Annotated in this window: 16 protein-coding genes; 10 read left to right on the forward strand and 6 right to left on the reverse strand. The window is 72.1% G+C overall.

The window, feature by feature from the left end; all coding sequences use genetic code 11:
- Window positions 1-1,037: agmatine/peptidylarginine deiminase (locus CBF90_RS11135; RefSeq protein ID WP_141097152.1), on the reverse strand; the 1,037-nt coding region annotated here is incomplete at its 3' end.
- 63 nt (window positions 1,038-1,100) lie between these two features.
- On the opposite strand from CBF90_RS11135, the gene CBF90_RS11140 reads away from it, so the two are divergent.
- The 9 genes from CBF90_RS11140 (at window position 1,101) to CBF90_RS11180 (ending at window position 8,747) form a co-directional block, all read left to right on the forward strand.
- Complete coding sequence (locus CBF90_RS11140; protein ID WP_088380623.1) at window positions 1,101-1,727, forward strand: TetR/AcrR family transcriptional regulator; 627 nt, start codon at window positions 1,101-1,103, stop codon at window positions 1,725-1,727.
- Between the two features lie 96 nt (window positions 1,728-1,823).
- Window positions 1,824-2,492 carry a ThuA domain-containing protein gene (locus CBF90_RS11145; protein ID WP_088380624.1) on the forward strand — a complete coding sequence of 223 codons (669 nt, stop codon included), beginning with the start codon at window positions 1,824-1,826 and terminating at the stop codon, window positions 2,490-2,492.
- Window positions 2,493-2,535: 43 nt separating this feature from the next.
- Complete coding sequence (locus tag CBF90_RS11150; RefSeq protein WP_088380625.1) at window positions 2,536-3,333, forward strand: MOSC domain-containing protein; 798 nt, start codon at window positions 2,536-2,538, stop codon at window positions 3,331-3,333.
- Between the two features lie 218 nt (window positions 3,334-3,551).
- Entirely contained in the window at window positions 3,552-4,592 is a 1,041-nt protein-coding gene (locus CBF90_RS11155) for an Ldh family oxidoreductase (protein ID WP_023952882.1), read from the forward strand.
- A 54-nt stretch (window positions 4,593-4,646) separates the two neighbouring features.
- Complete coding sequence (locus CBF90_RS11160; protein ID WP_023952880.1) at window positions 4,647-5,231, forward strand: dimethylmenaquinone methyltransferase; 585 nt, start codon at window positions 4,647-4,649, stop codon at window positions 5,229-5,231.
- Window positions 5,232-5,273: 42 nt separating this feature from the next.
- Window positions 5,274-6,041 (forward strand): IclR family transcriptional regulator, encoded by a 768-nt coding sequence (locus tag CBF90_RS11165; RefSeq protein WP_023952878.1) that lies wholly within the window; start codon window positions 5,274-5,276, stop codon window positions 6,039-6,041.
- A 296-nt stretch (window positions 6,042-6,337) separates the two neighbouring features.
- Window positions 6,338-7,684, forward strand: coding sequence for a TRAP transporter large permease subunit (locus tag CBF90_RS11170; protein ID WP_023952876.1), 1,347 nt, complete (start codon window positions 6,338-6,340; stop codon window positions 7,682-7,684).
- A gap of 11 nt (window positions 7,685-7,695) precedes the next feature.
- Window positions 7,696-7,935, forward strand: a complete 240-nt coding sequence (locus CBF90_RS11175) for a hypothetical protein (protein ID WP_064956382.1) — start codon at window positions 7,696-7,698, stop codon at window positions 7,933-7,935.
- Window positions 7,935-8,747, forward strand: coding sequence for an NAD(P)-dependent oxidoreductase (locus CBF90_RS11180; protein WP_088380626.1), 813 nt, complete (start codon window positions 7,935-7,937; stop codon window positions 8,745-8,747). Before CBF90_RS11175 ends, CBF90_RS11180 begins: the two co-directional genes overlap by 1 nt.
- Window positions 8,748-8,948: 201 nt before the next feature.
- Here the strand turns inward: CBF90_RS11180 and CBF90_RS11185 are convergent, their stop codons facing one another.
- Genes CBF90_RS11185 through gabT form a run of 3 tightly spaced genes read right to left on the reverse strand, consistent with a single transcriptional unit; the run spans window position 8,949 to window position 12,933 of the window.
- Window positions 8,949-10,400 carry an aldehyde dehydrogenase family protein gene (locus CBF90_RS11185; protein WP_088380627.1) on the reverse strand — a complete coding sequence of 484 codons (1,452 nt, stop codon included), beginning with the start codon at window positions 10,398-10,400 and terminating at the stop codon, window positions 8,949-8,951.
- Window positions 10,397-11,581 (reverse strand): acyl-CoA dehydrogenase family protein, encoded by a 1,185-nt coding sequence (locus tag CBF90_RS11190; RefSeq protein ID WP_023952869.1) that lies wholly within the window; start codon window positions 11,579-11,581, stop codon window positions 10,397-10,399. Before CBF90_RS11190 ends, CBF90_RS11185 begins: the two co-directional genes overlap by 4 nt.
- Window positions 11,578-12,933, reverse strand: a complete 1,356-nt coding sequence (gene gabT, locus CBF90_RS11195) for a 4-aminobutyrate--2-oxoglutarate transaminase (protein WP_197690580.1) — start codon at window positions 12,931-12,933, stop codon at window positions 11,578-11,580. The genes CBF90_RS11190 and gabT overlap by 4 nt, the downstream gene beginning before the upstream one ends.
- An 87-nt stretch (window positions 12,934-13,020) precedes the next feature.
- Here gabT and CBF90_RS11200 point away from each other — a divergent pair, with 87 nt between their 5' ends.
- Window positions 13,021-14,352: a PucR family transcriptional regulator gene (locus CBF90_RS11200; RefSeq protein WP_172407828.1), complete on the forward strand. Its 1,332-nt coding sequence runs from the start codon at window positions 13,021-13,023 to the stop codon at window positions 14,350-14,352.
- Here CBF90_RS11200 and CBF90_RS11205 read toward each other — a convergent pair.
- Window positions 14,342-15,508 (reverse strand): CaiB/BaiF CoA-transferase family protein, encoded by a 1,167-nt coding sequence (locus tag CBF90_RS11205; RefSeq protein WP_088380630.1) that lies wholly within the window; start codon window positions 15,506-15,508, stop codon window positions 14,342-14,344. The genes CBF90_RS11200 and CBF90_RS11205 overlap by 11 nt on opposite strands.
- On the reverse strand, window positions 15,505-16,527 hold the full coding sequence (locus CBF90_RS11210; protein WP_088380631.1) for a LacI family DNA-binding transcriptional regulator: 1,023 nt from the start codon (window positions 16,525-16,527) through the stop codon (window positions 15,505-15,507). Before CBF90_RS11210 ends, CBF90_RS11205 begins: the two co-directional genes overlap by 4 nt.
- Window positions 16,528-16,636 lie beyond the last annotated feature (109 nt).

Here is a 16,636-nt window from a genome sequence, read left to right on the forward strand (position 1 = left end):
GGGGAGGGGGCGGGGGCGGGCTGTTGCTGGGTGATGCAGTGGATGCCGCCGCCGCGGGCGAAGAGCGGGCGCGCGTCGACCGTCACGACGCGGCGGCCGGGGTAGGCGTCGGCGAGGATGCCGCGGGCGCGGTCGTCGGCCGCGGGGTCGCCGAAGCCGCAGGCGATGACCCCGCCGTTGACGACGAGGTGGTTGACGTAGCTGAAGTCGACGAAGCCCTCGGCGTCGCGCAGCTGCGCGGGGCCGGGCAGGTCGATGATCTCGAGGCTCCGGCCCGCGGCATCCGTCGCGGCCCCGAGGGCGGCTCGGATCTCGGGTATCACGGCGTGGTCGGGGTGCGCGGGGTCGGGCTGCGCGTGCAGGAGCACCCGTCCGGGCGCGGCGAAGGTCGCGACGATGTCGACGTGGCCGTTCGTGCCGAACTCGTCGTAGTCGCGCGTGAGCCCGCGGGGCAGCCAGATGGCCGTGTCGGCGCCGATCGTGCGCAGCATCTCGGCCTCGACGCGCGCCCGATCGGCGAAGGGATTGCGGCGGGGGTCGAGCTGGACGGTCTGGGTCAGCAGCACGGTGCCCGCACCGTCGACGTGGATGCCGCCGCCCTCGTTGACCAGCATCGAGCTGACGAGCTCCGCCCCGACGTGGGCCGCGATGATGCGGGCGTGCTCGGCGGAGAGGCGCCAGTCCGCCCAGTCGGGGGCGCCCCACCCGTTGAAGATCCAGTCGACGGCCCCGAGGACGCCGGGCCTCTCGTCGTCGACGACGAAGGTCGGGCCGTGGTCGCGCATCCAGAACTCGTCGACCGGCGTCTCGTGCTGGTCGATCCCGCTGCCGAGAAGGTCGCGCGCCCGTGCGGTCTCGGTCGGGTCGACGAGCATCGAGACCGGCTCGAACTCGGCCACGGCGCGGGCGACGGCCGTCCAGGCGGCGTACCCCTCGGCGCGATCCGCCTCGGTGTCGCCGAGGGTGAACCCGACGCGCGGGAAGGCCATCCAGGTGCGCTCGTGCGGCGCGGTCTCGGCCGGCATCCTCCAGGGCATCGCGTTCCTCCGGATCCAGTTGATCAGTTGATCAATTTCTGGGAAGCGTACAGACTGGCGGGCATGGCGTCAAAGGATTCCGCGGGGCGAGCGCGGCTGAGCGGAGAACAGCGCCGCGCGCAGATCGCCGCCGCCGCCGAGCGCATCGCCCGCGAGCAGGGACTGAGCGCGGTGACCCTGCGTGCCGTCGCGGCGTCGGTCGGCGTCGGGTCGGCGCTCGTCGCGCATCATGCCCCGAGCATGGACGACGTCGTGGCCGGCGCGTTCGACACGATCGTCGCGGCCGAGCTGAGCGACCTCGAGCGCCTGCGAGAGAGGAGTCCCGACAGCGTGCTGCTGGTGCGCGAGCTGCTGCGCACGCTCCTCGACGGCACCCGTTCCGATGTCACCCTCGTGTGGGTGCAGTCGTGGGCGCTCGGTCGCCGCAACGAAGCGCTCGCCGAGCGCGTGCGCGCGCAGATGGATGCCTGGACGGCCTTCCTCCAGGGCATCATCCGCGACGGGGTGAACGCAGGCACGTTCCGGGTCGACGACCCCGTCGCCGTCGCGGCCCAGGTGCTCGGGATGATCGATGGGCTCAACGCCCACGCTCTCGTGTCGTGGCGTGACGCCGATGCCCGCATCCGCCTCATGTCCACCGCCGTCGAGGCTCTCCTCGGGCTCCGGCCGGGTGAGCTCACGGCGCCCTGACCGCGCGGTGTCACAGGCGGCGTCGATTCTCAACCCGTCGGCGGGAGGGGCGCGCGGCCCCTACGGTGGGAGCACAGACGCGAGGGGGACACCGACATGGCACATCGAGCACTCGTCCTGACCGGATCGGGGCGGTACGCCGACCCGTGGCACCCCTTCGCGGAAGTCGGGGCCGAGGTCGCCGACATCCTCCGCCACCGCGACTGGGATGTCGCCGTGTCGGACGACGTCGACCAGGGCATGGCGAATCTCGACGGGTACGACCTCGTCGCGGTCTGCGCGGGCGATCCCTGGCGCGGCGGCAGCAGCCTGACGCGCGGCGCTCCGCCGTCGTCGGTCGCGGGCTTCGCCGCTGCGCTCGAGCGCGGCATCGGCGTGCTCGCGGTGCACTCGGCGGTCTCGTCGCTGCGCGATTACCCGGAGTGGGCGCCCGCGCTGGGCGCCATCTGGCTGCCCGAGCTCTCGTTCCACCCCGAGGCGGGCGAGATGACGGTCCAGGTCGAACCGGATGCCGTGCCCGCCGAGGTTCCCACGACCTTCCACACCCACGACGAGCGCTACTGCGCGCTGCAGCGGCTCGGGCAGCGCACCGTCGTGGCATGGCACGAGGGCGACGGTGCGAAGGAGGCCGCGGCGTGGGTGCGGGAGTACGGCGGCGGCCGCATCGCGGTCGACGTGCTCGGGCACGACGCACGCGCCTTCGAGGCCTCCGGCCACCGCACGCTCGTCGCCGCCCTCGCGGCCTGGGCGGTCGCCGGCAGCTGATCTCGGTGCGGCGCAGCACTGTGCTGTGCGGCAGAGTAGCGGTGTGCCCGCCGTCTCCGCCCTGTACCGCTACCCTGTCAAGGGATTCACCCCCGAAGCGCGCGACGAGCTCGTCGTCCAGCCCGACGGTCGGATCGCCGGCGACCGGGTGCTCGCTTTCCGGTTCGCCGACGCGGTGGAGCCCGAAGATGCCGACGGCCTCGAGTCGTGGCCGAAGAGCCGTGGCCTCGCGCTCATGGACTTCCCGGCGCTCGCCCGCGTGGCTCTGTTGTTCGACGCCGACGCCCAGCGGCTGCGGCTGAGCGCCGATGGAGTGGTGCTCGCCGAAGCGGGGCTCGATGACGCCGGCCGGCGCGAGCTCGAGGAAGCCGTGACCGCGTTCGTGCAGGCCTCGCCGGATGCCCGACGGCTCGAGAAGGAGGGCGTGCTGCCGCTGCGGCTCGTCGGCGACGGTGTCACCGCCCGGTTCCAGGACCGGGCCCGCGGCTATGTCTCGCTGCACGGCGCCGCGTCGGTCGACGACGTGGACGCCGCCGTGGCCGCGCCCGTCGACAGCCGGCGGTTCCGCTCGAACATCGTGGTTTCGGGTGCCGGGGCATGGGACGAGCTCGGCTGGAGCGGCCGCATCCGCATCGGCGAGGTCGCGTTCGAGGTGCAGCGCCCCATCGGCCGGTGCGCCGCGATCATGGCCAATCCCGACACGGGGGAGCGCGACGCCCGGCTGCTGCGCGTGCTGACGACCGAGTTCGATCAGACCGAGCCGACCCTCGGCATCCTGCTCCTCCCCGCCGACGGCGGCGGTGTCGTGCGGGTCGGCGACGAGGTCATCATCGAGCGCTGAGCCGGCGAGCCGGCATCCGCCCGCCTGGATCGGGATGCAAGGGATCTGATCCGACACCCCGGTCAGGATGCCTCGGGCTCGGGGTGTCTCGTTCGGACCCTTGTGTCGCGGGGCTGCCAACCCCGCCCTGGAGGCCACGGCACCCGTCGTGCTAGTTTCACTAGACGCACCTGCGTTGCAACTAGTGAAACAATGACCATCTCGACGGGGAGACGGCTATGACGACGACCGGCATCGAACTGCGACGGTTCGCGACCGATGTGCTGGCGGCTGCCGGGATGCGGCGGCACAACGCCGACGTCGTCGCCGGTGTCATGGTGGGAGCCGATCTGCTCGGCGTCCACTCTCATGGCGCCACGCGTCTCGCGACCTACCTCGACCGCGTCGACGCCGGAGTGATGGCCCTCGATCCCGAGATGGTGCTGGTCCGCGACCACGGTGCGACCGCGCTGCTCGATGCGGCGAACGGCTTCGGGCAGCTCGCCGCGAGTCGCGCGATGGTGGATGCGATCGAGCGGGCGCGCGCGTACGGCGCCGGCGTCGTGTCGGTCGCCCGCTCCAATCATTTCGGCATCGCGGGGCACTACGTCCGCGCTGCCGCCGAGAGCGGGCTCGTCGGCATAGCGCTGACCAACGCCTCGCCGGCCATGCCGCCCTTCAACGGCACGCGCCGGCTGCTCGGCACCAACCCCATCGCGATCGGGATCCCCTCGCGGCACCGCCCCCTGGCGGTCCTCGACATGTCGTCGACGACGGTCGCGCGCGGCAAGATCCGGCGCGCGTTCGACAATGGCGCGACCGAGATCCCCGCCGGCTGGGCCACCGACGCGACCGGCGCGCCCACGACCGACCCCGCCGCTGCGCTCGCCGGCAACCTCGCTCCCCTCGGTGGGCCGAAAGGCGCGGGTCTCTCGCTCGTGATCGACCTGCTCGCCGGGAGCCTGTCGGGTACCGGGCCGGTGGGCTCCGTCGTCGGTCTGCCCGACTCATCGGCGGTGTCGGGCACCGGCCACCTGGTCATCGCGCTCGATCCCGAGGCCTTCGGCGGGGCCGATCTCTTCGACCGATTGGTCGAGCAGTCGCTCGCTGATGTCGCGGATATGGATGCCGCCGACGGTGAGCGCGTCTACTACCCGGGCCTCATCGAGCACGAGCAGCGTGAGCGCGCGGAGCGCGACGGCATCCGGCTCACCGACGTCGATCACGACCGCCTCGGCGCGCTCGCCGACCGTTTCGGGCTCGCCGCTCCCGCTCGCTGACCACCCGCCGACCACCACGATGCGCGCCGGGCCCCGGCGCCGAAGGAGGAGAACATGACCGAGGACACGAGCCTGATCGAGCGCCTGGGCGCACTGCCCACAGCCAACGTCGGAGACGCGATGGAGCGGTTGGGCGTCGTCGACGCCGAGATCCGCCCGGTATGGCGCGGGGCCCGCGTCGCCGGCCGCGCGGTCACCGTCGAGGTCGCCGAGGGTGACAACCTCGGTATCCATCGCACGCTCCCCGACATCGGCCCCGGTGACGTCCTCGTCGTGAACGGTCATGGCGCCCGCAACCGCGCGCTGATCGGCGAGCTCATCGCCGAGCGGCTGCGGGTGCGCGGGTGCGTCGGGATCGTCATCGACGGCGCGGTGCGCGACGCCGACGAGCTCGGTGAGCTCGGCTTTCCGACCTTCGCGCGATCGGTCACGCCGGCGGGGCCGTACAAGAACGGCCCGTGGCGCCATCACCGCGCCGTGGCCGTCGGCGGTGTCGTCGTCGCCCCCGGCGACATCGTCCTCGGCGATGCGGACGGCGTGGTGATCGTGCCCGCCGCAGAGGCCGAGGAGGTTCTCGCGCGGGCGGAGGCCAAACATGCCGACGAGACGCAGATCAGGGCGTCGATCGTCGCGGGCTGAGCCGGTCCCCGGGAATCGTGCCGACCTTGCGAGAATGAGGTCATGCCCGATACCCCGGATGCCGCGAATCAGCCGACCGTTCGCAGCGTCGAACGCGCGTTGGACATCCTCGAGATGCTCGAACGCTCCGACGGCCCGCTGCGTCTGGTCGATCTGAGCCGAGGCACCGAGCTGCACGCGGCGACCGTCCTCCGGCTCGTCGGCGTGCTGCAGCGCCGCGGCTTCGTCCAGCACGACGACACCGGGGAGTATCGCCTGGGCGTCGCGGGGCTCGGCATGGCTCACCGCTACCTGCAGTCCGACCCGCTCGTCGTGCGGTCGCGCCCGCACCTGCAGGAACTGGCCCGCACCACGGGCCTCACCGCCTCGCTGTATGCCCGTTCGGGAGAGTCACGGGTGCTCGCGGCACGCGTCGATGGGCGCGACCCGCTGCGGTATCAGCTGCCCCTCGGGCGGCGGCTGCCGTTGCTGGTCGGCGCGGGGCGGACGATGCTGGCCTTCCTGCCGGACGATGAGCGCGAACGGGTGCTCGAGCACGCGAGCGAGTTCCGCACCGCCGGCGGAGAGGTCGTGACCCCTGAATTGCTCCGCGCGTCGGTCGACGGCATCCGAGCTGCGGGCTTCCACATCTCGGTGTCCGAACGTGACGTCGGCGTCGCGGCCGTCAGCGTGCCCGTGCTCGACCGCGAGCGCGGCGTCGTGGCCGCGGTCTCGGTCCTGGGCCCCGACGAGAGCACGACCACGGAGATGCTCCGCGGGTGGGCGCCGGAGCTGCGCCGGGCGGCGCACGCCATCGCTCTCTCCCTCTGACGCCTCGGCTGGCGGCGCTCTGCATTCGGCTGTCGGCACGGCGCTGCGTGAGGCGCCCCAATGCGCCCTCACGCGCCCTGACTCGCCCTGACGCGTGTCGTGCCGGGTCGGCTTGCGAGGTCTTCGATCCAGCCTGTCGGCTTGACAAGCACATCGCGCATCCTGTGAAATGACGTTTCACTTGACGCAAACAAGCTGTGTCTGACGAAATACCGCCACGTCATGTGGCAGCCATCGCGAGCAAAGGAGCTGCGAGTGATCAACGACGATCCGACCCCTTCGACGGAGGTGCCCTCGTGCCCGTAGCCGTCATCGCCCTGTTCGTCTTTCTCGCGATCATCGTGGTGTGGAACGTCGTGGTGAAGCGGAGCATGGCCGAGGCGATGCTCCTGGGCTTCGTCGCGACCGTGCTGTTCGCCGGCCTCCAAGCGCCCCAGGTGGCGCGCGACGCGATCGTCGACGCCAGTTCGAACGAGGTCATGTACGCGGCGATCGCGTTCATCTTCATGACCTACCTCGTCGAGCGGACAGGAACCATCGCCCGCTTGATCGAGATCCTCACGAGCCTGCTCGGCGGCCTCCGCGGCGGGCCGGCGATCGTCGACACCGTCGCCTCCGGTGCCATGGGCGCCGTCGCCGGCGGCTCGAACACCGGCAACGCCGCCACGAGCGGCGTCATCACCGGACCGTGGATGACGCGCACCGGGTGGAGCAAGGCGCGGGCCGCGACGGTCATCGCCGGCAACGCGGGGCTCGGCGCAGCGCTGCCGCCGAGCGCGTCGATGGTCATCATGATCGGATTCGCCGGCAGCCTCGTCACCACGAGCTCCGTCTACCTCGCCCTGTTCGTCGCCGGCATCTACCAGTTCCTCATCCGGATGGTGCTCATCGCCTGGTTCGTCCACCGCGACGGCATCCACAAAGTCGCCGGCGAAGAGCGTCCCGCCGTCGGTCCGGCGGTGCGCCGCAACTGGACCTCGATGCTGATCTTCCTCGGCGCGGTCATCCCCGTCTCGATCACGATCGGTCCGCTCGCCGACTTCCTGGCCGCCTCACCGCTGTCGGACGCGATGGGCTCGGTGTCGTTGATCACCTGGATCCCCGTCCTCATCATCCTCATCAGCGCGGCCGTCGGCTGGCGCCAGCTCCCGCGCACCGCGCGAGAGTGGTGGGAGTTCTTCGGGGGCGCGGCGTCGAAGTACTACGCGATCGGTGCCCTGCTCTTCTTCGCGATCGCGGCGAGCGAGGTCCTCGCCTCGCTCGGCCTCGCCGACGACGTCGACGCGCTGCTCGGCAACCTCGACATCCCCGTGTGGCTGCTCGTGGCTCTCGTCGGATTCTTCGTCGTGCTCGTCGCCGGCCCGCTGTCGTCGACCGCGACGCTCAGCGCCGTCGGTCAGGTCTCGCTCGTGACCCTGGTCGCCGCCGGGGTCGACCCCCTGCTCGCCGTCATCGCGATCCTCGTGTTCGCCTCGACCGAGGGCGCATCGCCGCCGGCATCGGGTGCGATCTTCGTCGCGAGCGGCATCACCGGCGCGCGCCCCGAGCAGACCTTCATCCCGCTCGTCATGTACTACGTGCTGCCGTTCTTCGTCCTCGGCGTGCTGATCGCCGTCGGCATCGTCCCCGTCCCCATCACCTGAGAGGCATCCTCATGCGGAAAACGCTCGATCGAACCGTCACGGGAGTCTTCGCGCTCGCCATGATGGCGTTCCTCGCGCTCGCCTGCGCGCTCGTGCTCACCCAGATCGTCGGGATCGTGTTCGTGCTGCCCGACCTCGTCGTCACCGCCGAGACGCTCTTCAAGGGGCCGGCGATCGTCGGCGCGGTCATCGTCTCGCTGCTCGGCTACGTGCTGTTCAACATCCGCGGCGAGAAGCCGGTGGAAAGCTGATGGCCGCTGTGAACGCCGCGCGGGAGCAGGCCGGAAATGCGACCCCTCTGACCGTCGTCGGGCTCGGCGAGGCGGGTCGTCTCTACGCCCAGGGGGCTGTCGCCGCGGGATATGCGGTGACCGGGTACGACCCGTTCGCCCCCGAGACGCCGGAAGGGGTCACGCGTGCGGCGACGCTCGCGGAGGCCGTCGCGTCAGCCGAGATCGTGCTCACCCTCACCACCGCGTCATTGTCGGAGCAGATCGCAGCCGAGGCCGCGCCGCACCTGCGGGCCGATGCGACCTACGTCGACTGCACGACCGCGTCGCCGGAGGCGCTGCTGCGGGTCGCCGAGGTCGTCGAGGGGCCGGGGGTGGCGTTCGCGGATGTCGCGATCCTGGGGCCCGTCCCCATCCGGGGAGCTGCGACCGACGCGATCGTGTCCGGATCGGGGCGTGCCGTCGCGATCGCGACGCTGCGCTCGTTCGGCGCATCCGTGGAGGACGGGGGCGAGATCGCGGGAGATGCGTCGGCGCGCAAGCTCCTGCGCAGCATCCTGATGAAGGGGTTGGGGGCGATCATCACGGAGGCGCTCGCAGCCGGCCGAGCGGCGGGGTCGGAGCAGTGGATCCGCGACCAGATCGCCCGCCAGCTCGCCGGCGACGGGCACGCGGTGGTGGAACGCCTCGAGCGGGGCACGCGCACCCATGCGGTGCGCCGTGCGCACGAGATGGCGGCCGTTGCGGATTACCTCGAGTCGCTGGGCGTCGCGCACGACATGGCCACGGCCACCCAGCGCACGCACGAACGGGTCGCCGCCGAGAAGGAGTGACGCCGCACCGCGGCATCCGATTGTCGGTGCCCGGATGCGGCACCCGTCGATCGGTGCCCGGATGCGGCACCCGTTGGCCGGCGCCCGGATCCAAGGGATCGTGGCCGACACCCCGTGAGCGGATGCCGCAACCCGGGGTGTCGCCGCGGATCTCTTGCATCGCGGAACCGGCTGACCCGCCCGCCCGGGACGGCGGGAGGGTCAGCCGCGGAGGTAGACGGTCGCCGTCTCGGTGAAGAAGTCGCGGGCGACTGCTCCCTGCTCCTTCGGGCCGAGGGCGCTGCCGCGCGTGCCGCCGAAGGGCACGTGCAGGTCGGCTCCGGCCGAGGCGGAGTTGATGTGCACGACCCCGACCCGGATGTCGTCGATCGCGGCGAGAGCGCGCCCGAGGTCGGTCGTGAAGACCGCGGTCGACAGCCCGTACTCGCTGTCGTTGACGAGCGCGAAGCCCTCGGCCGCGGAGCGCGTCCGCCGGACGCCGACGACGGGGCCGAACAGCTCGTCGTGCCACAGCTCGCCGGGTTCGGCCGCGGGCAACTCGAAGACCGACGGTGGGATGAAGAACCCCTCGGCGAGTGGGCCGTCGCGGTAGGGTCCGGGCGCGACGACGGGCGTCGCGTAGCGGCTCGCGCGATCGAGCGCGGCGTTGATGCGGTCGCGGGCGCCCGCATCGACCACGGGGCCGACCTCGACGCCGTCACCGAGCGCGTCGCCCACGACAGCGGCTCGCGTGCGTTCGGCCAGAGCCGCGAGGAAGCGGTCGGCGACCGCCTCGTGCACGACGACGCGCGAGGTCGCGGTGCACTTCTGCCCCGCGGCGCGGAACGCGCCGATCGCGACCTGCTCGACGGCGAGGTCGAGGTCGGCGTCCTCGAGCACCAGCGAGGCGTTCTTGCCGCCCAGCTCGCCCTGGAAGGGGATGCCGCGGCCGGCGAGTCGGGACGCGATCTGGCGTCCGACCCGGGTCGAGCCGGTGAAGGTCACGGCGTCGACGTCGGGATGAGCGACGATCGCCTCGCCGACCGCGGCGGTTCCGTTGACGAGGTTGAGCACCCCGTCGGGTAGCCCGGCCTCCATCAGCGCCTCGGCGAAGCGCATCGCCAGGACGGGCACGAAGGTCGCCGGTTTCCACACGATCGTGTTGCCCCACGCCAGGGCGGGGGCGAGCTTCCATGCCGGGATGGAGAAGGGGAAGTTGAACGGCGTGATCGCGCCGATGACCCCGACCGGTCGGCGCACCACGAGGATGCGCTCGCCTGGGTTGGGTGACTCGTAGACCTCGCCCGACGCCCGCTCGACGTCGTGCGCGTGGTACCGCAGGATGTTGGCGCCGTGGGCGACCTCGGCGATGCCTTCGGCCCGTGTCTTCCCCTCCTCGCGGGCGAGCTCGGTGCCCCACTCCTCGCTGCGCGCCGCGACGAAGTCCGCCGCGCGCAGCAGCACGGCCGCCCGCGACCGGGCCGGCGTCCGCCGCCACCCCTCGGCGGCCGCCCGGGCTGCGACGAACGCGCGGGCGACGTCGGTATCCGACGCGCCCGGCCCCGAGGCGACGATGTCGGACGGGCGGCTCGGGTTGAGGTCGACGAGCTCGTCGCCGCTGCCGGTCACCCATCGGCCGTCGATGAGGTGTCGCAGTTCGATGGGCGTGCTCATCGGTCCTCCTGGGCAGCGGCGGTGCGGAACGCGGGGATGCCGGTGAGGTGGGCTCCGAGCACGAGGGTGTGGATCTCATCCGTGCCCTCGTAGGTGCGCACCGACTCGAGGTTCGCGGCGTGACGCATCGGCGAGTAATCCGCGGTGACGCCGTTGCCGCCGAGGATCGTGCGCGCCTCGCGGGCCACCGCGATGGCGGCACGGGTGTTGGCGAGCTTCGCCACGGAGATCTGGTGGGGCTGGAGCCGCCCCGCGTCCTTCAGTCGGCCCAGTCGCAGGGCCACCAGCTGCGCCTTCTCGATCTCGAGCGCCATGTCGACGAGTTTGCTCTGGGTGAGCTGGAACGAGGCGATCGGCTGATTGAACTGCATCCGGCGGCCGGCATAGTCGAGGGCGGTCTCGTAGCTGTCGCGTGCCGCGCCGATGACGCCCCAGCCGATGCCGTAGCGGGCCTCGTTGAGGCACGAGAACGGAGCGCGCAGTCCGCGCGCCTCTGGCAGCTGGGCATCGAGCGGCAGCCGTACGTCGGCGAGGGCGATGTCGCACTGGATCGAGGCGCGCATCGACATCTTGGGTGCGATGGGCGTCGCCGTGAACCCGGGGGTGTCGGTGGGGACGACGAACCCGCGGACGCCCTCGTCGGTCTGGGCCCAGATCACGGCGATATGCGCGATCGAGGCGAGGCCGATCCAGCGCTTGGCGCCGTTGATGACCCACTCGTCGCCGTCGCGGCGCGCGAACGTCGTCATGCTGCCGGGATCGGAGCCCGAATCGGGCTCGGTCAGCCCGAAGCAGCCGATGACCTCGCCGCGCGCCATCGGCGGCAGCCACTTCTGCTTCTGCGCCTCGCTGCCGTGCTTGTGGATCGCGCTCATCGCGAGCGAGCCCTGCACCGAGACGAAGGTGCGCAGGCCCGAATCGCCCGCTTCGAGCTCCATCGCGGCGAGACCGTACTCGACGGCGCTGCGACCGGGGCAGCCGTAGCCCGTCAGGTGCATGCCGAGCACGCCCAGGTCGGCGAGCTCGGGGATCAGTTCCGCGGGGAACCGTGCGGCGTCGTACCAGCCGGCGATCGCGGGCTTCACCCGGGTGTTGACGAACGCGCGGACGCGGTCGCGCACGTCGCGCTCGGCCTCGCTCAGCTGGCCGTCGAAGTCGAGCAGATCTGTCGTGGCGCTCATGCGGCGTCCTCCTCGGTGGCGTCGGCGATGGTGCTGTCCGGCCCGCCTGCGACGGTGGAGCGGATGGCGTCGACGAGGATGTCGAGTCCGGCTGCGAGCACCGCCTCGTCGATCACGAGCGGTGGCAGGAGTCGGATGACGTTGCCGTAGGTGCCGCACGTGAGCGTCAGCACCCCCGCGGCGTGACACGCGGCCGACACCCCCTGGGCGAGGTCGCTGCGGGGAGCAAGAGTGCCGGGGTCGGCGAACTCGACCGCCATCATCGCGCCCCGTCCGCGGATCTCGGCGACGACGTCGAACTCGGCGAGGAGCGGTTCGAGCCGGCCGCGGATCGCACCCTCGATGCGCGCCACGCGGGGGAGCAGACCGGGGTCTTCGAGCACCTCGAACACGCCGAGGGCGGCCTCGCAGGCGAGCGGGTTGCCGGCGTAGGTGCCGCCGAGACCGCCCGGGTGCACGGCGTCCATGATCTCGGCGCGACCCGTGACGGCGCTGAGGGGGAGTCCGCCGCCGAGCGCCTTCGCCGTGAGGATGAGGTCGGCCACCACCCCCTCGTGCTCGCTCGCGAAGAGCTGTCCGGTGCGGCCGAGACCGCTCTGGATCTCGTCGATGACCAGCACGATGCCGTATCGGTCGGCGATCTCGCGCAGCCCGGGCAGGAAGCCGGGGGCGGGGACGACGAAGCCGCCCTCGCCCTGGATCGGCTCGACGACGAGCGCCGAGAAGGCGTCGGCGCCGTGCTCGCGGATCGTCTGTTCGATCGCGGCCAGAACGTCGGCCACCGGACGCCCGCGAAGTGGGTTGGCATTCGGGACGCGCACGACGTCGGCGGGGAACGGGCCGAACGAGGTCTTGTACGGGTGCTCTTTCGCGGTCATCGCCATCGTCAGCAGCGACCGGCCGTGGTACGCCTCGTCGACGACCAGGACGCCCGCCCGACCGGTGTGGGCGCGAGCGATCTTGACGGCGTTCTCGACGGCTTCGGCGCCCGTCGTGAACAGGCCCGTGCGTTTCTCGTGGATGCCGGGCGTGTGGTCGTTGAGCCACTGGGCCACCCGGACGAATCCCTCGTACTCCGTCACCATGAAGCAGGTGTGGGTGAAGCGCTCGACCTGCGCCGCAACCCGCTCCCGCACTCGCGGGTTGGCGGCACCCACGCTCGTGACGGCGATCCCGGACGCGAGATCGATGAGCTCGTTGCCGTCGACGTCGATGAGGGTCGACTCCGTCGCATCCGCGATGAAGACGGGCAGCGTCACGCCGAACCCGGCCGATACGGCTTGACCGCGTTCGTCGTGGAGGCGTCGGGAGCGCGGGCCGGGGATCTCGGTCACGAGGTGGGGGACGGTCATGAGGCGACTGTAGGGGCTCATCCGCTTCACAAAGGAGGCGCATCGCACATCTGCTTCGCGGAATTGGGCGTGCTGCACAATGGAGGCGTGACGACTCTCGCCGCCCTGGTCGATGCCGCCGACGGTGCCCTCGCTCCCGTGACGGCCTTCCCTCCCGCGCGGGTCATCAGCGGCGTGCACGTCTCGGAGCTCTCCGAGCCCGGACGTTACCTCGCGGGCGGAGAGCTGCTGCTGACCACGGGCATCCCGCTGACGGGGCACGACGGTGATGCCGCCTACGTCGCGTCGTTGGCCGCGCACGACGTCGGGGCGCTCGGGCTCGGGCTCGGCGAGGGGTGGGACGCACCCCCGCCCGGGTTCGCGGCACGCTGCGCGGCGGCCGGTGTCGCGCTGTTCGTGGTGCCCGACGGCGTGCCGTTCCTCGCGGTCTCGCGCGCGCTGCTGGCCCTCGAGCGCCGCCTCGAGCGTGACGCGGGCCTGCGCGCGGCCTCGGCGCACACCCGGCTGGCCGAAGCCGCTGCGGGCGACGAGCCCCGCCCCGCCATCGCGCGGGCGATCGCGGAGGCCGTCGGCGGCTGGGCGGCCTGGGTGCCGGCGTCGCGACACGACGGCGCGGCGCTGCTGCATCCGCCGGCGCTCGCCGGGATGCTGCCCGCCGTCATCGCCGACGTCGAGGCCTCGCTACGACGCTCGGGCGCCGCCGCGGCATCCTTCGCGTCGCACGGCTCGGTCGCCGTCGCCTTCCCGGTGACGACGGGCGGACGCATGGGCGGCGCCCTCGTGATCGGCTCGGGGCGACCGCTCTCCCGTGCCGACCGTCAGCTCGCGCTCACGGCGGTGGCGCTGCTTCGGATGGTCACGGCTCCCGCGGGCGCGGCGTCGCCGGGGGAGTGGGTCGCGCGCCTCGCGCTCGACGGCGAGACCGCGGCCGCCCGCTCGCTCGCGCGCGCGGGCGGGGTCGCGTTGCCCCGCATGGTGCGGGTGGCGGTCACGGGCGTCGACGGCGAGCCCCATCCGCTGTCGGCGGTCGAGGACGGGATGCGGCTGGCCCTGCTCGATGTCGATGACATCTCCGAGGCCGGCGCGGTCAGCGCCCCGGTGCCGGTCGACGAGGCCCCGGCCGCAGCATCCCGGGCGATCGCGCTGTGGCGGTCGGTGGACGGCGCGGGCGCGGTGACCGAGCGTCCGCGCCGCGTCGAGCTCTGGCTCGACGCGCTCGACGGGTCGCCCGGACTGCGCGACGCGGTGCGGGCGCACCTCGCGGCGAGCCAGCGCATGGAGCAGACCGCTCGGCTGCTCGGCGTGCATCGCAACACCGTGCGTCAGCGCATCGCCGCCGCGGAGCGGGCCATGGGGGTGTCGTTGACCGATCCGGACGTGGGCGCGGAGCTGTGGCTCGCGCTGCGCGTCAGTCGCTGACGCCGCCGGTCGGGGCCGCGAGCCAGCGCAGCACCTCGTCGGTGTGCTCGCCCAGCCGGGGCGGCGCGGTGAGCGCGCTCTCGACGGGCGGCGCCCAGGTGATGGGAGACCGCACCTGGCGCGAGGTCCGGCCGTCGGCGCCGACGGCGTCGTAGACCGGATCGAGTCCGAGACGATCGGCTAGCGCGATGCCCTCGCCGATCGTCGCGACGACGCCCGCGGCGACGCCGACGGTGTTGAGCCGTTCCGCCCATGTCGCGGCCGGGGCGGCGGCGAGGGCGGCCTCGAGCGAGGCCGCGAGTTCGTCTCGGTTGCTCACGCGCATCGTATTCGTCGCGAAACGCTCATCGGCGGCGAGCTCGGGTACCCCGAGCACGGTGGTCATGCGGGCGAACTGCACGTCGTTCCCGCAGGCGACCGCGAGCGGGCCGTCGCTGCAGCGCAGCACCTCGTAGGGGGCGATGGAGGGATGCCGGTTGCCCAGGCGGCCCGGTTCGGTGGCGGCACCGAGGTGCGCGGACATCTGGTTCACGAGTCCCGCCTGCAGGCTCGACAGCAGGTTGACCTCGACGCGCGAGCCGCGCCCCGTGAGCTCGCGCCGCCGCAGCGCCGCGAGGATCGCGATGACGGCGTCCTTGCCGGTGAGGACGTCGACGAGGGCGACGCCGGCCTTCATCGCCTCGCCGTCGCGATCGCCGGTGATGTGCATGAGCCCGCCGACGGCCTGAGCGACGAAGTCGTAGCCCGGCAGGTCGGCGCCGCCGGCACTGCCGAAGCCGCTGACCGACGCGTAGATCAGGCCGGGATGTCGCTGTGCCAGGGTCTCCCAGTCGAAGCCGAGCCGGGCGAACTGCCCGGGGCGGAAGTTCTCGATGACGACGTCGCTGCGAGCGATGATCGCCTCGGCGTGCTCGCGGTCGGTCGGGTCGGTGAGATCGAGCGCGATCGAGGACTTGCCGCGGTTCGCCGCCTCGAAATACGTCGTCATGCCGGACGGCGCATAGGGCGGGCCCCATGCGCGGGTGTCGTCGCCCGCTCCGGGACGCTCGATCTTGATGACCCGTGCGCCGAGGTCGGCGAGCATCATCGTGGCGAGGGGACCGGCGAGCACACGCGAGAAATCGGCGACGACGACCCCGGCGAGCGGCGCGCTCATGCCCGCACCCCTTCGAGGGCATGAGCGGTCGAGTCGCGCGCGACGACCGCGATGGGGAACTCGACGTCGGTGCCGCGGGGGCTGCGACCCTCGAGCACATCGAGCAGCAGGGTGGCGCAGGCAACACCCGATTCGCGCGCTCGCAGATCGATCGAGGTGATGGACGGGCGCAGGTACGGCAGTGAGGGATGGTCGACGCACGACACGACCGTGATGTCGTCGCCGATGACGCGTCCCAGACGCTCGAGTGTCGCGGTCACCTCGATCGCGCTGGAATCGGGGCCGCAGATGATGACATCGGTCTCTGGTCGCTCGGCGAGCAGCTGCTCGGTGCGGTTGCGCACCTCGACCCAGGGCGCCTCGAACGACACGGGTGCGACGATCGGCTCCAAGCCGCGGGCGTCGCACGCCCGGCGGTATCCCGAGACGAGCTGACGGCCCCAGTCCGACGAGTCGGGTGCGACGATGAGGGCCGGATGGCGAGCGCCGGTGCGGTCGATCTCGTCGAACAGGCGCAGCATCCCCGACTCGTGCGACGACCACACGACACCCACCGGCTCGCCGTCGACGTCGGACGGCAGGTGCTCTTGCGTCACGATCGGGATGCCCGAGGCGAACAGCGCAGGCAGGGCGGGGTCGCCGGCGAGCGGGTCGCCGATGACCAGCCCGTCGGCGCGCAGCGGACGTGACCGTCCGGACGACACCGAGGGGCTGACGATCGTCACATCGACGTCGTGCGCGGCCGCGTGGGTGACGATGCCGAAGGTGAACGCCATGTAGTACGACGAGCGCGAGACCACCTCGGGCAGCACGATGCCGATCGTGCCGACCGACCCCGTCCGCAGGTGGCGTGCCGCCGCGTTGACGGTGTAGCCGAGCTCCGCCGCGGCGGCCAGGACCGCCTCGCGCGTGGCGGGCGACACCCGGCCGCTGCCGCTGAGCGCGTCGGATGCCGTGGTCTTCGCCACGCCCGCTCGACGGGCGACATCGATGAGGCGTGCTCTGCCGGACCCGTGCATGCGGCGAGTCTAACCACACCGATCGGACCGTAACGCGCTCGCAACAATTCGGGTCTTGCGCCGTAATAGGGCTCTCGCATACTTTTGCCGGAACGTTCCGGCATCGAAC

Source organism: Microbacterium sp. AISO3 (assembly GCF_002204305.1).
Taxonomy (GTDB): Bacteria; Actinomycetota; Actinomycetes; order Actinomycetales; family Microbacteriaceae; genus Microbacterium; species Microbacterium arborescens.

Coding starts and splice junctions, on each gene's coding strand:
- CBF90_RS11140 (WP_088380623.1), top strand. CDS start 1,101: ATGGCGTCAAAGGATTCCGCGGGGCGAGCGCGGCTGAGCGGAGAACAG.
- CBF90_RS11165 (WP_023952878.1), top strand. CDS start 5,274: ATGCCCGATACCCCGGATGCCGCGAATCAGCCGACCGTTCGCAGCGTC.
- gabT (WP_197690580.1), bottom strand. CDS start 12,933: ATGACCGTCCCCCACCTCGTGACCGAGATCCCCGGCCCGCGCTCCCGA.
- CBF90_RS11180 (WP_088380626.1), top strand. CDS start 7,935: ATGGCCGCTGTGAACGCCGCGCGGGAGCAGGCCGGAAATGCGACCCCT.
- CBF90_RS11175 (WP_064956382.1), top strand. CDS start 7,696: ATGCGGAAAACGCTCGATCGAACCGTCACGGGAGTCTTCGCGCTCGCC.
- CBF90_RS11210 (WP_088380631.1), bottom strand. CDS start 16,527: ATGCACGGGTCCGGCAGAGCACGCCTCATCGATGTCGCCCGTCGAGCG.
- CBF90_RS11160 (WP_023952880.1), top strand. CDS start 4,647: ATGACCGAGGACACGAGCCTGATCGAGCGCCTGGGCGCACTGCCCACA.
- CBF90_RS11155 (WP_023952882.1), top strand. CDS start 3,552: ATGACGACGACCGGCATCGAACTGCGACGGTTCGCGACCGATGTGCTG.
- CBF90_RS11145 (WP_088380624.1), top strand. CDS start 1,824: ATGGCACATCGAGCACTCGTCCTGACCGGATCGGGGCGGTACGCCGAC.
- CBF90_RS11185 (WP_088380627.1), bottom strand. CDS start 10,400: ATGAGCACGCCCATCGAACTGCGACACCTCATCGACGGCCGATGGGTG.
- CBF90_RS11205 (WP_088380630.1), bottom strand. CDS start 15,508: ATGAGCGCGCCGCTCGCCGGGGTCGTCGTCGCCGATTTCTCGCGTGTG.
- CBF90_RS11190 (WP_023952869.1), bottom strand. CDS start 11,581: ATGAGCGCCACGACAGATCTGCTCGACTTCGACGGCCAGCTGAGCGAG.